Here is an 18,853-nt window from a genome sequence, read left to right as displayed (position 1 = left end):
ATGAACATTATAATTTTTAATCATTTTATGAAAACGAACAAATTGAATTTTGCAGTATTTGGTCTGAAACAGATCATGGTACTTGTTGCATTGTGTTTACTTTCCAGCGGTTTTGTAGCTTGTAGCGATGATGATGAAGAACCGGAAATCCCGGCAGAAGCAAAATCATTCTATCTTATTAACAATAGCACAGCCGCTAATGACTGGGTCTATTTTTCTTTCTCGAAAGGTGATAGTGTTGTAATCGATAAAGCGAATGCTGCTAAAGACCAGACTTGGGACATAGCTTTCCAACGTTTCTATATACGTACAAACAGCGGAACTTCCGGTGAAGGCCAAGGCGGTGCTCTGGACACTAAAGAAACAGCTTTCGACAAAGTAACAGTTGTTCCTACCAGTGGTTTTATTGCTGATACAAAAGTAGATATGATGACAATAATGGGTAAATTTGAAGAACGTTCTGCCAATACCGCTTTTCAGGTATTAGATCGTCCTGTTTGGGCATGGTTCGATGCTCCTACCGGCGATATGCAATGGCACTACAATAAGAATGTATTTATTATTAAAACTGCTGATGGAAAACATTACGCAAAAATAATAATGAAACAATACAAAAGCGATGACGGTAAAGAATCCGGCCACATCAAATTCGACTATGTATATCCGTTTAAATAACATTAGTTAATCAACGCAAAGGAGGGGGGATCATCAGACACACATATATACTTTTCTTTCCAATCTCCCTTCCTTTTGCTAATTTTCCACATTATGTCTGTAATTCAATTCCTCCGTCAACACAAATCCGCAGGATGGAAAGCCGGGCTGGCACTTTTGCTGGTACTCGGCTTATATGCTTTTTATAGCCTGTTGCTTTCTCCCACCCGAATAGCACTGGTAAACTTCCCATCCTACCAGGTGTCTAACATAGCGATGGCAAGCGACAGCCGCCTGATACAAGTCAGCGAGGTCAAGCCGGAAGACGCATCTTCGCTGAAGAAATACGATGCAATCCTGCTGTTCGGCCCAGGGCTGCGACTGACGGAAGAACAGACAGAAAATATTGAAGCAGCCGGGAAGAAAGGGGCAACCGTATATACCTTCATCTTTTCGTCCGGCTCCATCATTAACCATCATGTAGACAGTTTGCAACAGCAGCAACTGGACACCTACTACAACAACCGGAGCAAAGTAAACTACCGGAACATGCTGCATTATATCCGTAATACGTTCGACAGCCGGAAACTATTCCAAACAAAACCGGAAGAAGCAGTATTGATCCCTTCCGATATCTTTTTCCACTTGGAAGACGGTGTCTTTTACCGTACTGCCGACGAATTGACCAACCACCTGCGTGAAAAGAAAATTTATAAGGAAGACGCTCCCCGCATCGCATTCATATCGGGAATGACTTCCCCGCTGGAAGGGAACCGGAGCTATGTAGACAGCCTGATTGTCCGCCTGACAGATGCCGGATTCAATGTCTATCCCATTGCCGCAGCAGCCAAACGGCAGGAGCTGATGGAAAGCGTTCATCCCGACGCTGTTGTCTATCTGCCGATGGGACGCCTGGGAGGCGACAAAACAGTGCAATGGCTGACAGAAAACAATATCCCGCTTTTCTGCCCGCTATCCATCATGTTGAGCCGGGAAGAATGGCTGAGCGACGACAAGAATAAAGGAGTGACAGGCGGTTACCTGACTGCCCGTATCGTGCTGCCGGAGATAGACGGAGGGATCGATCCCTTAGTGATCTCTACCCAGAATGAACATCAGAACGGCTATTATATGTTTGATGCGGAAAGTGAACGGTTGGATAATTTCACTGGGAATGTCAGGAAATACCTGCAACTGCGCACCAAGCCCAATCAGGAAAAACGGATTGCGATCTGCTATTTCAAAGCAGCCGGACAGGCTTCTCTGGTAGCCGCCGGACTGGAAGTGGCTCCCTCCCTATACGAACTGTTGAAACGGTTGAAGCACGAAGGCTACAACGTAGACGGGCTTCCCGACACCTTCGAAGCGTTCAATCAATTACTGAAAAAACAAGGAGCCGTTTTAGGAGCCTATGCCAAAGGGGCACAGGATGAGTTTATGAAGAATGGCAACCCGCTCTGGGTCAGCAAGTCCACCTATGAGCAATGGGCTGCAAAGACGCTTGTCCCCGATAAATATAAGGAAGTGGTAAATAAGTACGGAGAAGCACCGGGCAATTACCTGAGCGCCGGGCATAACGGAGAGCCCTCGCTGGCTATCGCCCGCCTGCAATTCGGAAATATCGTACTCTTCCCACAGCCGCATGCAGCAGAAGGCGACGATGAGTTCCAAATCGTCCACGGCGCAAGCGTCGCTCCCCCACATGCTTATATAGCTCCCTACCTTTGGGTTCAGAACGAATTCAAGGCAGATGCCCTGGTTCATTTCGGCACACATGGAAGTCTGGAATTTACACCCGGCAAACAGGCCGGTTTATCCAACAGGGACTGGCCGGATTGCCTGATTGGCAATCTGCCGCATTTCTATTATTACAGTATTGCCAATGTCGGTGAAGCCATCATTGCCAAACGTCGTACGCATGCCGTCATGCTGTCGCATATCACGCCGCCTTTTATGGAAAGCCGTACACGCGGCCGGTTTGCCGGTTTGTTCAATGATATAGATGCCTGGTATCAGACACCGGAAAACAAGCAAAAAGAGATCGGCCTGAAGATAAAAGCAACGGTATTGAAAAAGGGATTACAGCGCGATCTGCAACTGGATAGCATATCGGGGACTCCTTATACCGCTGAAGAAATTGAACGCATTGAGAACTTTGCCGAAGAGATTGCCAATGAAAAAATGACCGGACGCCTTTATACATTGGGGCAACCGTATAGTAAAGAGGATATTGAGTCGACAGCCATCGCCATGTCGGCCGATCCGCTGGCCTACAGCCTGGCACGCCTGGATGCACTGAACAAAAAGATTACCAAAGAACAATTGGAAAACAATGCCTATATATCCCGTCATTATCTTACCCCGGTGAAAGCAAAGATCAAACAGATACTGATCTCACCGGCTAAAAGCAGTGACCTTCTGATACAGGAAATAGCATCGCTGACCCGGGCCGACCTGATGAAGGCACGGGCAACGGAAATGGCCGTCAATCCCCGCCAGATGTCGATGAGCGAAATGATGGCGATGGCTTCCGCCGATAATGACGAAAACGGTTCGGATGAAAACGGAGAGATGAAAATGCCGGCCGGAATGCCGAAAGTAGGTAAAATGCCGGACTGGGTAAAGAAACGGATCGAAGCACGTAAAAAAGCGAAAAAAGAAGGAAAGAAAGCCGAGATGCCGGAAATACCCCAGGAGGAAAAAGATTTCTCTTTCGCTGTCCTGGAGATTGAACGTACGTTGAAAAACGTGCTCAACTATAAGCAATTGCTGGAGACATCGCCCGAGTCGGAATTACAGAGTTTCCTGCATGCCCTCAACGGAGGGTATATCGCTCCCAGTCCGGGCGGTGACGTGGTTCTTTCGCCCAATACGTTACCAACCGGACGCAATATGTATTCGATCAATGCCGAAGCGACTCCGGGAACCCGTGCGTGGGACAACGGAAAAGCGCTGGCAGACGCTACCTTACAGACCTACTTCAAGAAACATGAGGATTGGCCGCGTAAGGTCAGCTATACTTTCTGGGCCGGTGAATTTATCGAAACGGAAGGAGCAACATTCGCACAGGCGCTGTATATGCTGGGGGTAGAACCTGTACGCGACGGAATGGGACGTGTTACGGATCTCCGCCTGATCCCTTCCGAAGAGCTGAAACGTCCGCGTATCGATATCGTCGTACAAACTTCCGGACAGCTTCGAGACCTGGCCGCATCCCGTCTGGCCATGCTGAGTAAAGCCGTATCGATGGCTGCCAAATCGGAAGGCGACCCCTATGGAAACTATGTAGCCGAAGGAACGATCGAGTCTGAAAAGATGTTGGTAGAAAAAGGTATTTCTCCCAAAGAGGCACGCGAACTGTCCACCATGCGTATATTCGGTGCCGTGAACGGCGGCTACGGAACAGGTATCACCAGTCTGGTAGAGAAAGGGGATGCCTGGGACGACGAATCGCAGATAGCATCTACTTACCTGAATAACATGGGAGCGATCTACGGCGATCCCGACAAATGGGGCGAAGTGGTGAAAGACTTGTTCAGCATCGCTTTGCAGCATACGGATGTGGTAATGCAGCCCCGGCAGAGCAATACATGGGGCGCACTGAGTCTCGATCACATGTATGAATTTATGGGAGGAATGAACCTATCCGTGCGCAACGTGACCGGTAAAGAACCGGAAGCTTACCTGTCCGATTATCGTAACCGTCACAATATCCGCTTGCAAAACCTGCGGGAAGCGATCGGCGTGGAAAGCCGTACGACACTGCTTAATCCTGAATATATCAAGGAAAAGATGAAAGGGGGCGCAACGACAGCGGAGAACTTCTCCAAAACGTTCCGAAACACGTATGGTTGGAATGTAATGAAACCCTCTACGATCGACAACGAGCTTTGGGACGAGTTATACAAAATGTATGTTCTCGACGAACAGAAACTCGGAATTCATGCTTTCTTCAAAAAGGAAAGTCCTGCCGCCCTCGAAGAAATGACAGCCGTCATGCTGGAAACAGCCCGCAAAGGCTACTGGAAAGCGACAGACGAACAGTTACAACAGATTTCCGAACTCCATGTCGGACTGATCGAGGAGTTCAAGCCGGCCTGTACCGGATTTGTCTGCGATAATGATAAATTGAAAGAGTTTATTGCCGAACGCATTACGCCGCAACAGGCAAAGATTTATCAGCGGAATATCTCTGAAATAAAGGAAGTTGCAGTAGAAACCGGACAACAGGTGGTATTGAAGAAGGATCAACTGACGCAGGCTCCGCAGCAGGAAAGCCAGACACTGAATGGCATTCTGATCGCGGTAATAGTGACCCTGTTGTTTATCATGCTGGTATTTGTGCTGAAGCGGAGAAAAAAATAACAAATGGAATATGTTATCGGCATATTGCTTGGATTTATCACCCTGAACTTTCTGCTGAAGATTGGGTTTTACAATTCTTTTTCCGGTATCCTGGCCGCCGGGGTGGGATGCAGCCTCTTTGTAATGGCTATCTGGCCGTGGGCTACCGAACAGTCGAAGACACAGATAGCCGATTTCCTGTCATCACCGGAACGAATGCAGGATGCTGCCGTAATGATCACGCTCGAATCAGCCGTGATGATCGCTTTCTGCTTCGATTGCTTTGCCGGATTTCGCAGGCACGATACATTCTTTAAACGGGGGCTGACTCGTTTACTGAAAATATATCCGGGGATGCTGATCACCGTTGTTCTGGCATATAGCCTGACACAGCTCATCTTCGCTTATCCCGGGATCAGCTTCCGCACGGTTGCGTGGCTGTTTGCCGGTGCAACGGGAATCGGTATTATCGGTATCGGATGGTTTCTCAGGAAGTATCTGGCAGACGAAAGCCTGAGACTGGAATTACTGTTCGTCACCAATCTCTTTATCTTATTGATGGGAATCATCGCTACATAAATTTATTAAAAGACATAGGATATGACATCAATCTCTAATGCTTTATTCTGGATATCTAACGGGTTATTGGTTCCCGTAGTAGTATTGCTGCTGCTATTCTTCGGGCGGGCCATTCTGATGGTAGGCGGTTTTTTCGGTGAGTTCTGGCAGAAAACCCGTTTACAGCAACAGGTAAACGGAATACTTGAAGAAATGACACCTGATACAGCCGGAGAACTTTACAGCCGATTACCCGAAAACAAAAATATCCCGCTGTTGCGCTGTCTTGAAAAGTTATATACCCACAAGGAAAACGCCGCTTATTGCGAACGCCTGCTGGCGAACTACGAAGTGGAAGCCGAAAAAGAGCTGGGACGTTCACGGACTTTTATCAAACTGGGCCCGATGCTGGGGCTGATGGGAACACTGATCCCGATGGGGCCTGCACTGGTGGGCTTATCGACCGGCGATATAGCCTCGATGGCTTACAATATGCAGGTGGCTTTCGCCACTACGGTAGTCGGTATGGTAATTGCGGCGATCGGTGTCGTCACCCTGCAAATCAAACAGCGATGGTATGCCCGCGACATGAATGATCTGGAATATATCTATAAAAACCTGCGGAATGAAACGAAATAGGTTATTTCATACGGAAGGTGACTCCGATCCGATGGGTGTAGTTGCCAATCTTTTTGATGTGGCGATGGTATTTGCCGTTGCTTTGATGGTCGCTCTTGTTACCCGCTTCAATATGACGGAACTTTTCTCGAAAGAAGATTTCTCGCTGGTTAAAAATCCGGGAAAAGAGAATATGGAGATCATTACCAAAGAAGGAGAGACAATCCACCGGTACAGTCCTTCCGAAAACCAGGAAAGCAGTAGCAAGAAAGGCCGCAAAGTAGGGATCGCATACGAGCTGGAAAACGGGGAAATCATTTACGTACCGGAATAATGGGATTACCAGACAATCCTTTCTCTACTCCATTACAAACTGCTTTTTGTAAGCCAAAGGAGAAATGCCCCGATGCTTCTTAAAAAACTTTCCGAACGATGACTGGTCAGAGAAGTTCAGCATATCGGCCACCTGCTGAATGGTCAGGTCGGGGTTACGCAGGGAGATTTCAGCTTCACGCATCAATGCTTTACTGATCCATTGGTTGACAGTTTTTCCGCTGAAACTCTTCATTATACGCGAAAGATATTCAGGAGTGATACATAACTCGCCGGCATAAAAAGAGACGGAATGTTCCGTACGGCAATGTTTGTTCAGCAGCTGGATAAAAAGGAACAAAAGCACGTCTTTACTGGGTGGGTTCGGGTTTACTTTTCCCCGGTTGGCCTGGTAAATGATATCATTCATTTCCAAAAGAAAGCCACGCAGTTCGTTCAGGACAATATCCCGTTGCCAGGCATGACCGGTGCGTTCCATGTTACGTTCAATCCGCAACAGGCAATCTTCCAGCAAAGCCCCTTCTTCGTCTTTCAATTTCTGGATCGGACGGCTATGGCGCGAAGCGATATAAGCAGCAGGCATACGGCGGCTATTCAGCATGATCTCAGCAAACAGGTTCCTTTCGATAATCAGGTGATACCCTCTGAAGTCCGGAGATAAACGAAAATCCTTTACCGCATGCATATCCATAATATCCAACAGCACATTATCCGTCAGATAATAGGTAAAATCATCAATTGTAATCTCTATCTTGCCCCGACGCACCAGAAAAATAGAAAAGGCATCCAACCGAATGGATACACCTTCCTTAAATCCCGGATTTTCATGACCGTCACCATTTATCCGGGCAATGATCAACTTATCCTGATAGGACTTAAAAACCAATTTATAACGCAGCAAATCCTCGATACTGAGTTGTAAGACAGATTGTTCCATGAATACTCTTTTGTAAGTTGGCAAAGATAAGAAATATATCTTAAACCGATTCGGATCATTTTGCTGACGTCAGCAAAATGATCCGGGTTAATTCAAGCATTGAAAGAGAAGGAGATATAAACAAATAATAATAGAATAAATCCTGTTATTATTAAATACTAATCCATATATTTGTGGAAACTATAAAAACAGTAACTATGAAAACTGAAGAAATCAAAGAATTATTTACTCGATTTGAAAGTATTGTCTGTGAATACAATGGGGTTGAATGTTGGAGTGCAAGAGAATTATATCCCCTATTAGGATATACCCAATGGCGTAACTTCCTGCCAGCCATAGAAAAAGCAAAAGCATCCTGCCAAAATGCAGGAGAAGATACAGTCTATCATTTTGCGGACGTCCGCAAAATGATCACTCTTGCCAAAGGAGCTGAAAGAGAGATAGATAACATACTCCTTACCCGCTATGCATGTTACCTAATTGCACAAAATGGAGACCCTCGTAAGCCTGAAATAGCTTTTGCCCAAAACTACTTTGCCGTACAAACACGCCGTGCAGAGCTTGTAGAACAACGCTTGTTGGATTACTAACGCATCAACGCCCGCACCAAACTAGCCGAAACAGAGAAGCTTCTTTCGGGTGTATTATACGAAAGAGGCATCGATAACAAAGGTTTTGCTACTATACGTTCAAAGGGAGACAAAGCCCTGTTTCGCATAGATACCAAGCTGTTAAAACGCAAGTTAGGTGTACCGGAAAGTCGTCCGCTTGCCGATTTCCTACCGACAATCAGCATTAAAGCAAAAGATTTTGCTGCAGAAATGACCTCTGTCAACGTACAGCAAAAAGACTTGTACGGACAATCGCCCATCGAACATGAGCACGTAGATAATAACCTGGCTGTAAGAGACATGCTAGTCAACAGAGGTATTTTTCCGGAACATTTTCCAGCTGGTGAAGATATTAAAAAAGTGGAAAAACGCATGAAAAAAGAGACGAATAAGCTGAGTGACCCCAGGAAGAAAAAGAAATAACGCAATGAAATCAATATAGTATCCTGATCATTTTGCGGACGTCCGCAAAATGATCAGGCGCTATCCCCCTGTTCAAATTTGGAACAACAATATTCAATTTTCGACCACATGAAATCGGGGAAAAAGTCGGACATTTGCACCGGTTATTAGTTAAGGCAGTATATATCAATGAGTAGCAAACTTTCACACTCTGACATTACCGTGTTGATGTTTTGATTTTGGAACAATCCTACTGCCGGGATTATAATTGAAATAATAGCAGAAAAATGAAGAAAAATTTTATTGCCCGATGCCTCAGCGGCCTCGGGGTAGGGCTTATGTGCCTTATTGTAAGCTCGTGTAAAGAGCAACCGGCAACAATGGTTAACAGTGAGTACAAGGTACTAAAAGTGTCGACAACCGACAAAACCCTGAGCAGTCTTTATTCCGCCACTATACGGGGACGACAGGATATAGATATCTATCCTCAGGTGTCAGGATTCATTACCCAACTATGCGTAGAAGAAGGGCAGGCTGTACGAAAAGGACAGTTATTGTTTGTTATCGACCAGGTACCCTACCAGGCAGCCTTGCAGACTGCACTTGCCAACGTAGAAGCGGCAGAAGCAGCCCTGAGTACGGCCAAACTGACGCTCGACAGTAAAAAAGAACTGCATGCACAAAATGTAGTATCCGCTTTCGACCTGCAAACAGCAGAAAACAACTGGCTGAGTGCCAAAGCACAACTAGCCCAGATGAAAGCGTTGGAATTGAATGCGCGCAATAATCTTTCCTATACGGAAGTGAAAAGTCCGTCGAACGGCGTTGTAGCAACACTCCCCTATCGTGTCGGAGCATTGGTAAGTGCCAATTCTCCTAAGCCACTGACAACCGTTTCCGACAATTCGGATATGTATGTCTACTTCTCCATGACTGAAAACCAGCTCCTGTCATTAACCCGTCAGTATGGTTCGAAGCAAAAGGCACTGGAGATGATGCCGGAAGTAGAACTACAGTTGAATGACAAGTCTGTTTATCCGGTAAAAGGGAAGGTAGAAACAATCAGCGGCGTTATCGACCGCAGTACAGGGACCGTGAGCCTGCGTGCCATATTCCCGAATGAAGACGGCATACTCTACAGCGGCAGTTCCGGTAACATCATTCTGTCTACAGAAAAATCAGGAAGTATCGTTATACCGCAGACGGCCACTTTTGAAATACAAGATAAAGTTTACGCCTACAAGGTGGTAGACGGTAAAGCACAGTCCACCCTGGTTAACGTAACCCGCGTGAACGGCGGACAGGAATATATCGTGAACGAAGGTTTGAAAACCGGTGACGTGATTGTTGCCGAAGGCGTAGGTTTACTGCGCGAAGGAACCCCGATTCAGGTTAAACAATAATTGAAAGAAGGAATATGAAATTAAGAACCTTTATAGAACGCCCGGTACTATCAGCCGTTATCTCTATCGTGATAGTATTTATGGGTATCATCGGATTGTCGACGCTGCCTGTCGAACAATATCCGGATATCGCCCCGCCTACCGTCATGGTAAGCACCACTTATTTCGGAGCCAGCGCCGAAACACTTCAAAAGAGTGTGATCGCCCCGCTGGAAGAAGCCATCAACGGTGTTGAAGATATGACCTACATGACCTCTACCGCAACCAATGCCGGTACCGTCTCCATCATGGTATACTTCAAACAGGGAACTGATCCCGACATGGCTGCCGTAAACGTGCAGAACCGCGTATCGAAAGCCAGCGGTCAGCTCCCCGCAGAAGTAAACCAGGTAGGTGTAACGACGACGAAACGGCAAACCAGTATGTTGCAGATATTTTCTATCTACAGCCCTGACGACTCATACGATGAGAACTTCCTTTCAAACTACCTGAGTATCAACCTTAAGCCGGAGATCCTTCGTATCTCGGGTGTCGGCGAGTTGATGGTAATGGGAGGCGATTACAGCATGCGTGTCTGGATGAAGCCGGACGTAATGGCACAGTACAATCTGATCCCGGCTGATGTTACAGCCGTCCTGGCTGAACAGAATATTGAGTCGGCCACCGGTTCATTCGGAGAAAACTCAACGGAGACGTACCAGTACACGATGAAGTACAAAGGACGTTTGATACAGCCGGAAGAGTTCGGAGACATTGTGATCCGCTCGTCGGAAGATGGAGAAGTTCTGAAACTGAAGGATATCGCCGAAATAGAACTCGGCCGCGAAAGCTACGCATATATCGGTGAGACATCAGGGCATACCGGTATATCCTGTATGATCTTCCAGACAGCCGGTTCGAACGCAACCGAGGTAAACAACAATATCGACGCCTTTCTGAAAGAAGCACGTAAAGACTTACCTAAAGGAGTAGAGATCGTACAGATGATGAGCTCGAACGACTTCCTCTACGCCTCTATCAATGAAGTGGTGAAGACACTGATCGAAGCGATTCTCCTGGTAATCCTTGTCGTATATATATTCCTGCAGGATATCCGTTCGACCTTGATCCCGTTGGTAGGTATCATCGTATCGCTGGTCGGTACGTTTGCTTTTATGTCAATTGCCGGATTCAGTATCAACCTGATTACGCTGTTTGCCCTCGTGCTGGTGATCGGTACGGTGGTCGACGATGCCATTGTCGTCGTCGAGGCGGTGCAGGCCCGATTCGATGTCGGGTATAAGTCATCGTACATGGCAAGTATGGATGCCATGAACGGTATCAGCACCGCCATTATTTCTTCTTCACTGGTGTTTATGGCCGTGTTTATTCCGGTATCGTTTATGAGCGGTACTTCGGGAACGTTCTACACCCAGTTCGGTCTGACGATGGCCGTTGCCGTAGGTATTTCGGCTATTAACGCGTTGACATTGAGTCCCGCTTTATGTGCCCTGATCCTGAAACCGTACATCAATGAAGACGGTACGCAAAAGGAAAATTTTGCCGCCCGTTTCCGCAGGGCATTCAATACGGCTTTCGATGCGATAATCACCAAATATAAGAAAGGTGTATTGTTCTTTATCAAACGGAAATGGCTTACCTGGTCGTTGCTGGCCTGCTCGATTGTCGTACTTGTTTTACTGATGAAGACAACGAAGACCAGTCTCGTTCCTGACGAAGACCAGGGAGTATTGTTTGTCAATGTAACTACCGCAGCCGGTAACTCATTGGCTACAACCAATATCGTCATGACCGATATCGAGAACCGTATCAAAGATCTTCCGCAGATAAAGGAATATAATAAGGTCTCCGGCTACGGGCTGATCTCCGGACAAGGTAACTCGTTCGGTATGTTTATCCTGAAACTGAAGCCCTGGGATGAACGTACAGCCAAGGAAGATCATGTACAGTCTGTCATCGGACAGATATACGGGCGTACCGCCGATATAAAAGATGCCAATATTTTCGCTATGGCTCCGGGTATGATCCCCGGTTACGGTATGGGTAACGCGCTGGAAATGTATATGCAGGACAAAAAGGGAGGCGATCTCACCGAGTTCTTCAATACCACCCAGCAATACCTGGCCGCCCTGCGCGACCGTCCGGAGATCGCAGCAGCTTATTCCACCTTCGCCATCAACTACCCGCAATGGGAGGTGACAGTGGATGCGGCGAAATGTAAACGCGCCGGTATCACGCCGGATGCTGTTCTGAGCACACTCTCGGGTTACTATGGCGGACAGTATGTCTCCAACTTCAACCGTTTCTCGAAGGTATATAAAGTGATGATCCAGGCTTCACCGATCTACCGTTTGGATGACTCTTCGCTGGATAATACGTTTGTACGTATGGCAAACGGTGAAATGTCTCCGCTGAGCCAGTTCGTAACGTTGACAAAGGTGTACGGTGCCGAGTCGCTGAGCCGTTTCAATATGTACAACTCGATCAATGTGAATGCCATGCCTGCTCCGGGATATAGCTCCGGTGATGCGATCAAAGCCGTAAAGGAAGTAGCCTCAACCGCCCTTCCGAAAGGATATGGTTACGACTTTGCCGGTATCACCCGCGAGGAAAATCAGCAGAGCGACACGACGGTCGTTATCTTTATCATCTGTATCCTGATGATCTACCTGATCCTGAGTGCCCTTTACGAAAGTTTCCTGATCCCGTTCGCTGTGATCCTCTCGGTTCCTTTCGGGTTGATGGGTAGCTTCCTGTTCGCTAAAATTATGGGATTGGAAAACAATATTTACCTGCAAACCGGATTGATTATGTTGATCGGATTATTGTCAAAGACAGCGATCCTGCTTACCGAGTATGCGACCGAACGCCGGGCAGCCGGTATGAGCCTGACTTCTGCCGCACTGTCTGCCGCCAAAGTCCGCCTGCGTCCGATCCTGATGACGGCGTTGACGATGATCTTCGGTCTGCTGCCACTGGTAGTTGCTACCGGTGTAGGTGCAAACGGTAACAGTTCGCTGGGTACAGGTGCCGTTGGCGGTATGCTGATCGGAACACTGGCATTGCTGTTCGTCGTACCTTCCCTGTTTATCGTATTCCAGTATCTGCAGGAAAAAGTGCGTCCGATACAGTTCGAGCCGACACACGACTGGCAGATCCAGGAAGAAGTGGAAGAGGTAACTGCCGAGCGGAAAGAATATCTCGATAGTAAAAAGAAAGAAAAATAAGCAGATGAAAAATAACATCATATTATTATCCGTCGCCACCCTCTCGTTACTGAGCGGGTGCGGCATCTATACATCCTATAAACCGGAGACTTCTGTTCCTGACAATTTATTCAGGGATGAAGAGATGGCTACGGATACGACAAGCATCGGTAATCTCGACTGGCGGGAACTTTTCACGGATCCGCAGTTGCAGGTTCTGATCGACAAAGGGTTGGAGAACAACACCGATTTCCGTACCGCCCACCTGCGGGTACAGGAAGCCGAAGCCGCCCTGATGACCTCGCGCCTGGCGTACCTGCCGGCACTCAATCTGACCCCACAGGGTACGTTGAGTAGCTTCGACGGTTCAAAGGCAGCGAAAAGCTATCAGCTGGCCGCTTCCGCCAGTTGGGAAATCGATATATTCGGGAGACTGACAAACGCGAAAAGAAGCGCTCAGGCAGCCCTCGAACAGACCAAATCATATAAGCAAGCCGTCCGAACACAGCTAATAGCCACTATTGCCAATTCCTATTACACTTTATTATTGCTAGACAAACAACTTGTCGTTAGTGAACGGACGGCTTCACTTTGGAAAGAAAATGTACAGGCGATGTACGCCCTGAAAAAAGCCGGGCTGACGAATGAAGCAGCCGTCTCACAGTCGGAAGCGAATAGCCTGAATGTGGAAGCCTCTCTCCTGACTTTACGCCAGCAGATCAATGAAATGGAGAACAGCCTTTCAAACCTGCTCGGAGAAGTTCCGCGGAAAATAGAAAGAGGCGACCTCGATGGGCAGGAGTTTCCCCAGTCACTATCAGCCGGTGTCCCGGTTGCTCTGCTCAGTAACCGGCCGGATGTGCGGCAGGCTGAATACTCGCTAGCACAGGCGTTCTATGTTACAAACGGGGCACGGAGCGCATTCTATCCGAGCATCAACCTGAGCGGCGTGGTGGGATGGACGAACAGCGGAGGCGGTGTCATTGCCAATCCCGGCGGTTTATTGTTGCAGGCTATCGGCTCGCTGACACAGCCATTGTTCAATAAAGGAGCCAATATCGCACAACTGAAGATAGCCAAGGCACAGCAGGAAGAAGCCTCACTCGCCTTTCAGCAGAGTATCCTGAATGCCGGCAGCGAAGTAAACAACGCATTGACCCAATGGCAAACAGCCCGCGGACGCATCGTGTTGGCCGACCAACAGATTGCCGCCCTGCAAAAGGCCGTAAAAAGCACACAGTTGTTGATGGATCACGGAAACACGACGTATCTGGAAGTGCTGACCGCTCAACAATCCCTGTTGCAATCCGAATTGTCGCAAGCAGCCGACCGCTTCGACGAAATACAGGGAGTGATCAACCTCTACCATGCTTTAGGGGGAGGACAAGAGTAGTAAAATGAGGATGCCGCAAACAGCCGTTTGTTTACGTGACAAACAAGCGGCTGTTGACACGACACACAAACGGTTGTTTATGTGGCAAACAAAGGGCTGTTGATGTAGCAAACAAGGGGCTGTGACCGCCGCCAACATCAGGCAGTCACAGCCCCTCTTCTTTTTATACAACCGATATGCGCGTTACAGCCATTGTTTTCTTATATTTGCAGCGTAATGCTTATACGTTATGAAGAGAACATTTCTGATCACTCTTATCCTTTGTTGTCTGAACGCCTTGCTCTACGGGAAAGTCTCCCCCTTCTCCTTTTCCTCACTGAAAATGGAAGACGGCCTGTCGCAACTGTCCGTATTAAAGATATATCAGGATAAAAGAGGTTTTATGTGGTTTGCCACACGCAACGGACTGAACCGCTATGACGGTAATAGTTTCGTTGTTTATAAACATAGCAACAGCGACTCACTCAGTCTCTCCGGTAATCATATAACAGCACTGGCTGAAGACAGCCTGGGTAATCTGTGGATAGGCGCAACAAACGGATTGAACCGGCTGGATTTGAAAACCAACCAGATCGTCTCTTACAACAACCAGGCCTCATCCTCCGACTCCCCTGTTTTCCGGGCCTGGATATCCAGTCTCCACATCGATAAGCAACAACGCTTCTGGATCGGGACAAATCATGGCTTATATCAGTACAACTATGAAACCGACTCATTTATCCAGCCGGATCTGAACGGCGAATTACCCCGCGACCAGATCATGGTCATCTATGAAGCCCATAACGGGAATCTGTTGATCGGCACACTGGGAAACGGACTTTACATCTTCGATAAGCAACTGAATCTCTTATCACACTATTCTAAAAATGACACTTCCCCGTCATTAACCGATAACAATATTTCTGCTATCCATGAAGCGCCGGACGGCAGCCTATGGATAGGAACCCGCACAGCCGGAGTGAACCGGATCGATATGAAGACCCGCAAAATTACCTGTTTCAACACTCAAAACGGAAATCTGGGAAATAACTCCATCCGCACAATCTCCAGTTATAACGGGAAAATCATCGTCGGTACATTCAATGGATTAAGCTTACTGGATCCGGATACCGGCACTGGCACCAAATACACCAACTTCGATGAATACCAGGGAGGACTCAGCCATTTCTCCGTTTACTCTTCTTTCGTTGACAACGCCAATACATTATGGATCGGGACGTATGCCGGAGGAGTGAGTTACAGTAATCCGCTAAACAGCCGTTTCACGTTTTATGATCTGCGGAACGATCCGGATCTATCGTTCGGTATTTATGCCACTATGGATTACCACCCGGATCATACCCTATGGGTTGCTTCGGAAGGAAGAGGACTTCTTTCGCTAGACCTGAAGACGAATACCTTTGAACGTTTCCCCCTGAATTCACAACCGGATGCTTCGAACGCGCTGAACGACCGGAACATCATCAAATCGCTGTTCGTAGAAGGTGATATCATCTGGTGCGGTACCCAGAAAGGGACTATTTACCAATTCGATATCAAAAAGAAGAAGTTCACGCTCTTCCATTCCTTCAACAGTGAAATCAGTATCTATACGATCGACCGGTGCAGTGACGGTGCATTATGGGTCGGAACAACCGACAATACAGGGATCACCCGTTTTCTGCCGGACGGGACAGTAGCCCCGAAGGATAGTCTGTTCCCCCGGTTACCCAGCGTCCGTAGTTTCATGGAAATACGAAACGGCATCTACCTGGTGGGAATGCATATGGGCGGACTGGCCATATACGACTCCAACACCCGGAAACTGGAATCCTTCAACACCCGCCAGGAAGGTAGCCACAATCTTTACAACGATCACATTACGAATATCGTAAAAGACAGTAAAGGACGCATCTGGATCGGTACTTTTGGCGGAGGACTTTGCCGTCTGGACGAACAGAAAGGGATCGTTGAACGGCTCACAAGCGATGACGGACTCAGTGACGATAACATCAATGCGATCGTTCCCGGTGATGACGGGAAACTCTGGATGAGCACGGGAAACAGTATTTCGTCCTACGATCCGGACACACAGACATTTGTCAACTACACGGGAAAAGCAGAAATCCCTCTGAATGAATTCAGTATGAAAGGAGGTATCAAACTACCCGGCAACCAGATTTATTTCAGCGGTAGCAACGGTGTCGTATCCTTTTATCCCGAACAGCTGAAAAAGAACCATTTCATTCCCCCGGTTGCACTAACCTCTTTTACCGTCAACAACAAACCGGTTGTTCCCGGTGACGCCTCCGGACTGTTGGACAAAACGCTCGATTATACGAAAGAGATTAAACTGAATTACAACCAGAACAATTTTTCCGTCGGATATGCCGCACTGAATTATCTGTTCCCGAATCAGAATAAATATGCTTATATGCTGGAAGGCTATGATACTGACTGGAATGACGCCGGTTATCGCAAGGAAGCATTCTATACCAACCTGAAACCGGGACACTATACCTTCCGCGTCCGGGCATCCAATAACGACGGACTTTGGAATAACGAAGGAAGGTCGATCCCGATTTATATCCGTACTCCACTCTGGCAAACCTGGTATGCCTATTTACTGTATCTGTTAATAATCGGTAGCATTTGCTATACAATGTGGCATTATCTGCATGTGAAACGGAAGCTGGAACGCGATCTAGATGAAAAGCAAAAGGAACAACAAAGACAGGAAGAGTTTCATCAGTCGAAAATCCGTATGTTCACCAACTTCTCGCACGAATTACGAACCCCGTTGATGTTGATCCTTTCTCCTTTGGAAGAGATCCTGCAGCGGGTCGATATGAATCCGAACCTGAAAAGTTCGCTGAGATTGGTTTACGGAAACGCGCAGCGACTTTTATTACTGGTCAATCAATTGATGGATCTCCGGAAAAACCAGAGCGGAAACCTGCAATTACGCATATCGCATAACGACTTGTATTTATTCATTCAGGAAATATATATTGCTTTCAACCAGATCGCAGCAAAAGAACAGATCGTTTTCCGGTTAGACTCCGACGAGTCCCGCATCGATGGCTGGTTCGACCGTACACTGTTGGAAAAGGTGGTCTTCAACCTGTTATCGAATGCCTTCAAACATACCGTTCCTCACGAATCGGTCACTGTACGATTACAATCCTTATCCGTCTCCCGCTTACAGGAACTATACCCGGATCATGCCTCAGGAATTCCTCTTTCATCTTCCCGATATGTATGCCTCTCGGTTGAAGATACTGGAAAAGGAATAGAAGACTCCGACAAGAGCCATATATTCGCCCCTTTCTACCAGGGGACGGACGAAAGCGAACAGAATACAACCGGAACAGGAATAGGACTCAGCCTGGTTCTTTCCATAGTCAAACTGCATCATGGCATTGTCTGGGTGGAGAATAACAATCCTAAAGGAGCAGTTTTCCGTGTCCTGATCCCCATAGACCGGGAAGTATACAGCAGCGAAGAAATTACAACCGAGACAGAGACCGTCGAAACTGAAAATTCATCCGAAATGCAGGAAGAAACGCAGGAGCAGACAGTTGCTACCGGGCAGCGATACACATTGTTACTCGCGGAAGACAACCCGGACGTACGGCAATATATCAAAAAACACCTCGATCCCTACTTCGAGGTGCTGGAAGCCGAAAACGGAGCAGAAGCATTCGACAAAGCGGTGGAAGTATTGCCGGATATGATCATCAGCGATATTATGATGCCAAAGAAAGATGGCTTGCAACTCTGCTCGGAAATCAAACAGGATCTGAGAACAGGGCATATCCCGGTTATCATTATCACAGCCAAATCGATGGTTATGCACATCAAGGAGGGCTTTCAGTGCGGTGCAGACGATTACATCGTTAAACCGTTCAATATGGGTGTCCTTTTATACCGTATCCGTAACATCCTGGCTGCCCGCGAACGGCTCAAAGAGCTGTATGGCAAAAAGTTTTCTTTAGAATCGATGGGAATCGAAACCGTTTCGGCCGACGACAAGTTTATGCAAAAATTCTTTGAGGTGATCGAACAGAATATCTCGAACCCGGAATTGAATGTGGATCTTTTATGCAAAGGCACCGGCATCGGACGTGCCAATCTGTACCGGAAACTGAAAGCGATCACAGACCTTTCACCAATCGACCTGATCCGTAATAAGCGGCTCGAAATGGCAGCTAAGATGTTAGTGGAAACAGATATGAATATCTCCGAAGTCTCCGCTAATATTGGCTTTAACTCACATGCCTACTTTGCCACCTGTTTCAAATCCATGTATGGCATGTCTCCTACCGAATATGTATTGCAACACAAGTAATTAATACCTTCAAAGCATGCTCCGTGAGCATGCTTTTTTCATGTCTGATATAGTTTTAAAAGGA

The 18,853-nt window shown here is 47.3% G+C and carries 10 protein-coding genes and 1 pseudogene; 10 read left to right on the top strand and 1 reads right to left on the bottom strand.

Translation table 11 applies throughout. The annotated features are described in order from the left end of the window. Positions 1-27 precede the first annotated feature (27 nt). From HMPREF1536_RS11315 to HMPREF1536_RS11295, 5 genes are all read left to right on the top strand, one after another. Positions 28-675 (top strand): HmuY family protein, encoded by a 648-nt coding sequence (locus HMPREF1536_RS11315; RefSeq protein WP_028728065.1) that lies wholly within the window; start codon positions 28-30, stop codon positions 673-675. A 93-nt stretch (positions 676-768) separates the two neighbouring features. Then, positions 769-5,019, top strand: a complete 4,251-nt coding sequence (locus tag HMPREF1536_RS11310) for a cobaltochelatase subunit CobN (RefSeq protein ID WP_044192341.1) — start codon at positions 769-771, stop codon at positions 5,017-5,019. Positions 5,020-5,022: 3 nt separating this feature from the next. Then, positions 5,023-5,577, top strand: coding sequence for a hypothetical protein (locus tag HMPREF1536_RS11305; RefSeq protein ID WP_028728063.1), 555 nt, complete (start codon positions 5,023-5,025; stop codon positions 5,575-5,577). Between the two features lie 21 nt (positions 5,578-5,598). Then, positions 5,599-6,195, top strand: coding sequence for a MotA/TolQ/ExbB proton channel family protein (locus HMPREF1536_RS11300; protein WP_028728062.1), 597 nt, complete (start codon positions 5,599-5,601; stop codon positions 6,193-6,195). After that, positions 6,182-6,508, top strand: a complete 327-nt coding sequence (locus HMPREF1536_RS11295) for a DUF2149 domain-containing protein (protein ID WP_028728061.1) — start codon at positions 6,182-6,184, stop codon at positions 6,506-6,508. Before HMPREF1536_RS11300 ends, HMPREF1536_RS11295 begins: the two co-directional genes overlap by 14 nt. Positions 6,509-6,532: 24 nt before the next feature. Here HMPREF1536_RS11295 and HMPREF1536_RS11290 read toward each other — a convergent pair whose 3' ends face one another. Next, positions 6,533-7,444 carry a helix-turn-helix domain-containing protein gene (locus HMPREF1536_RS11290; protein ID WP_225607946.1) on the bottom strand — a complete coding sequence of 304 codons (912 nt, stop codon included), beginning with the start codon at positions 7,442-7,444 and terminating at the stop codon, positions 6,533-6,535. Between the two features lie 197 nt (positions 7,445-7,641). Between HMPREF1536_RS11290 and dinD the strand changes: the two are divergent. The 5 genes and pseudogenes from dinD (at position 7,642) to HMPREF1536_RS11265 (ending at position 18,789) form a co-directional block, all read left to right on the top strand. Continuing rightward, positions 7,642-8,478, top strand: a pseudogene (gene dinD / locus HMPREF1536_RS11285) (DNA damage-inducible protein D). Between the two features lie 266 nt (positions 8,479-8,744). Continuing rightward, the gene (locus HMPREF1536_RS11280) at positions 8,745-9,860 is read left to right on the top strand and encodes an efflux RND transporter periplasmic adaptor subunit (RefSeq protein ID WP_028728060.1); all 1,116 of its coding nucleotides are present in this window, start codon (positions 8,745-8,747) and stop codon (positions 9,858-9,860) included. Positions 9,861-9,874: 14 nt separating this feature from the next. Next, positions 9,875-13,087, top strand: a complete 3,213-nt coding sequence (locus tag HMPREF1536_RS11275; protein WP_028728059.1) for an efflux RND transporter permease subunit — start codon at positions 9,875-9,877, stop codon at positions 13,085-13,087. 4 nt (positions 13,088-13,091) lie between these two features. Further along, positions 13,092-14,459, top strand: a complete 1,368-nt coding sequence (locus tag HMPREF1536_RS11270) for a TolC family protein (RefSeq protein WP_028728058.1) — start codon at positions 13,092-13,094, stop codon at positions 14,457-14,459. Positions 14,460-14,688: 229 nt separating this feature from the next. Further along, a complete protein-coding gene (locus tag HMPREF1536_RS11265) occupies positions 14,689-18,789 on the top strand; it encodes a hybrid sensor histidine kinase/response regulator transcription factor (RefSeq protein ID WP_028728057.1) in 4,101 nt (1,366 codons plus the stop codon). Positions 18,790-18,853: the final 64 nt, after the last annotated feature.

Source organism: Parabacteroides gordonii MS-1 = DSM 23371 (assembly GCF_000969825.1).
Classification (GTDB): domain Bacteria; phylum Bacteroidota; class Bacteroidia; order Bacteroidales; family Tannerellaceae; genus Parabacteroides; species Parabacteroides gordonii.
This window is presented reverse-complemented; position numbering and strand designations above follow the sequence as displayed.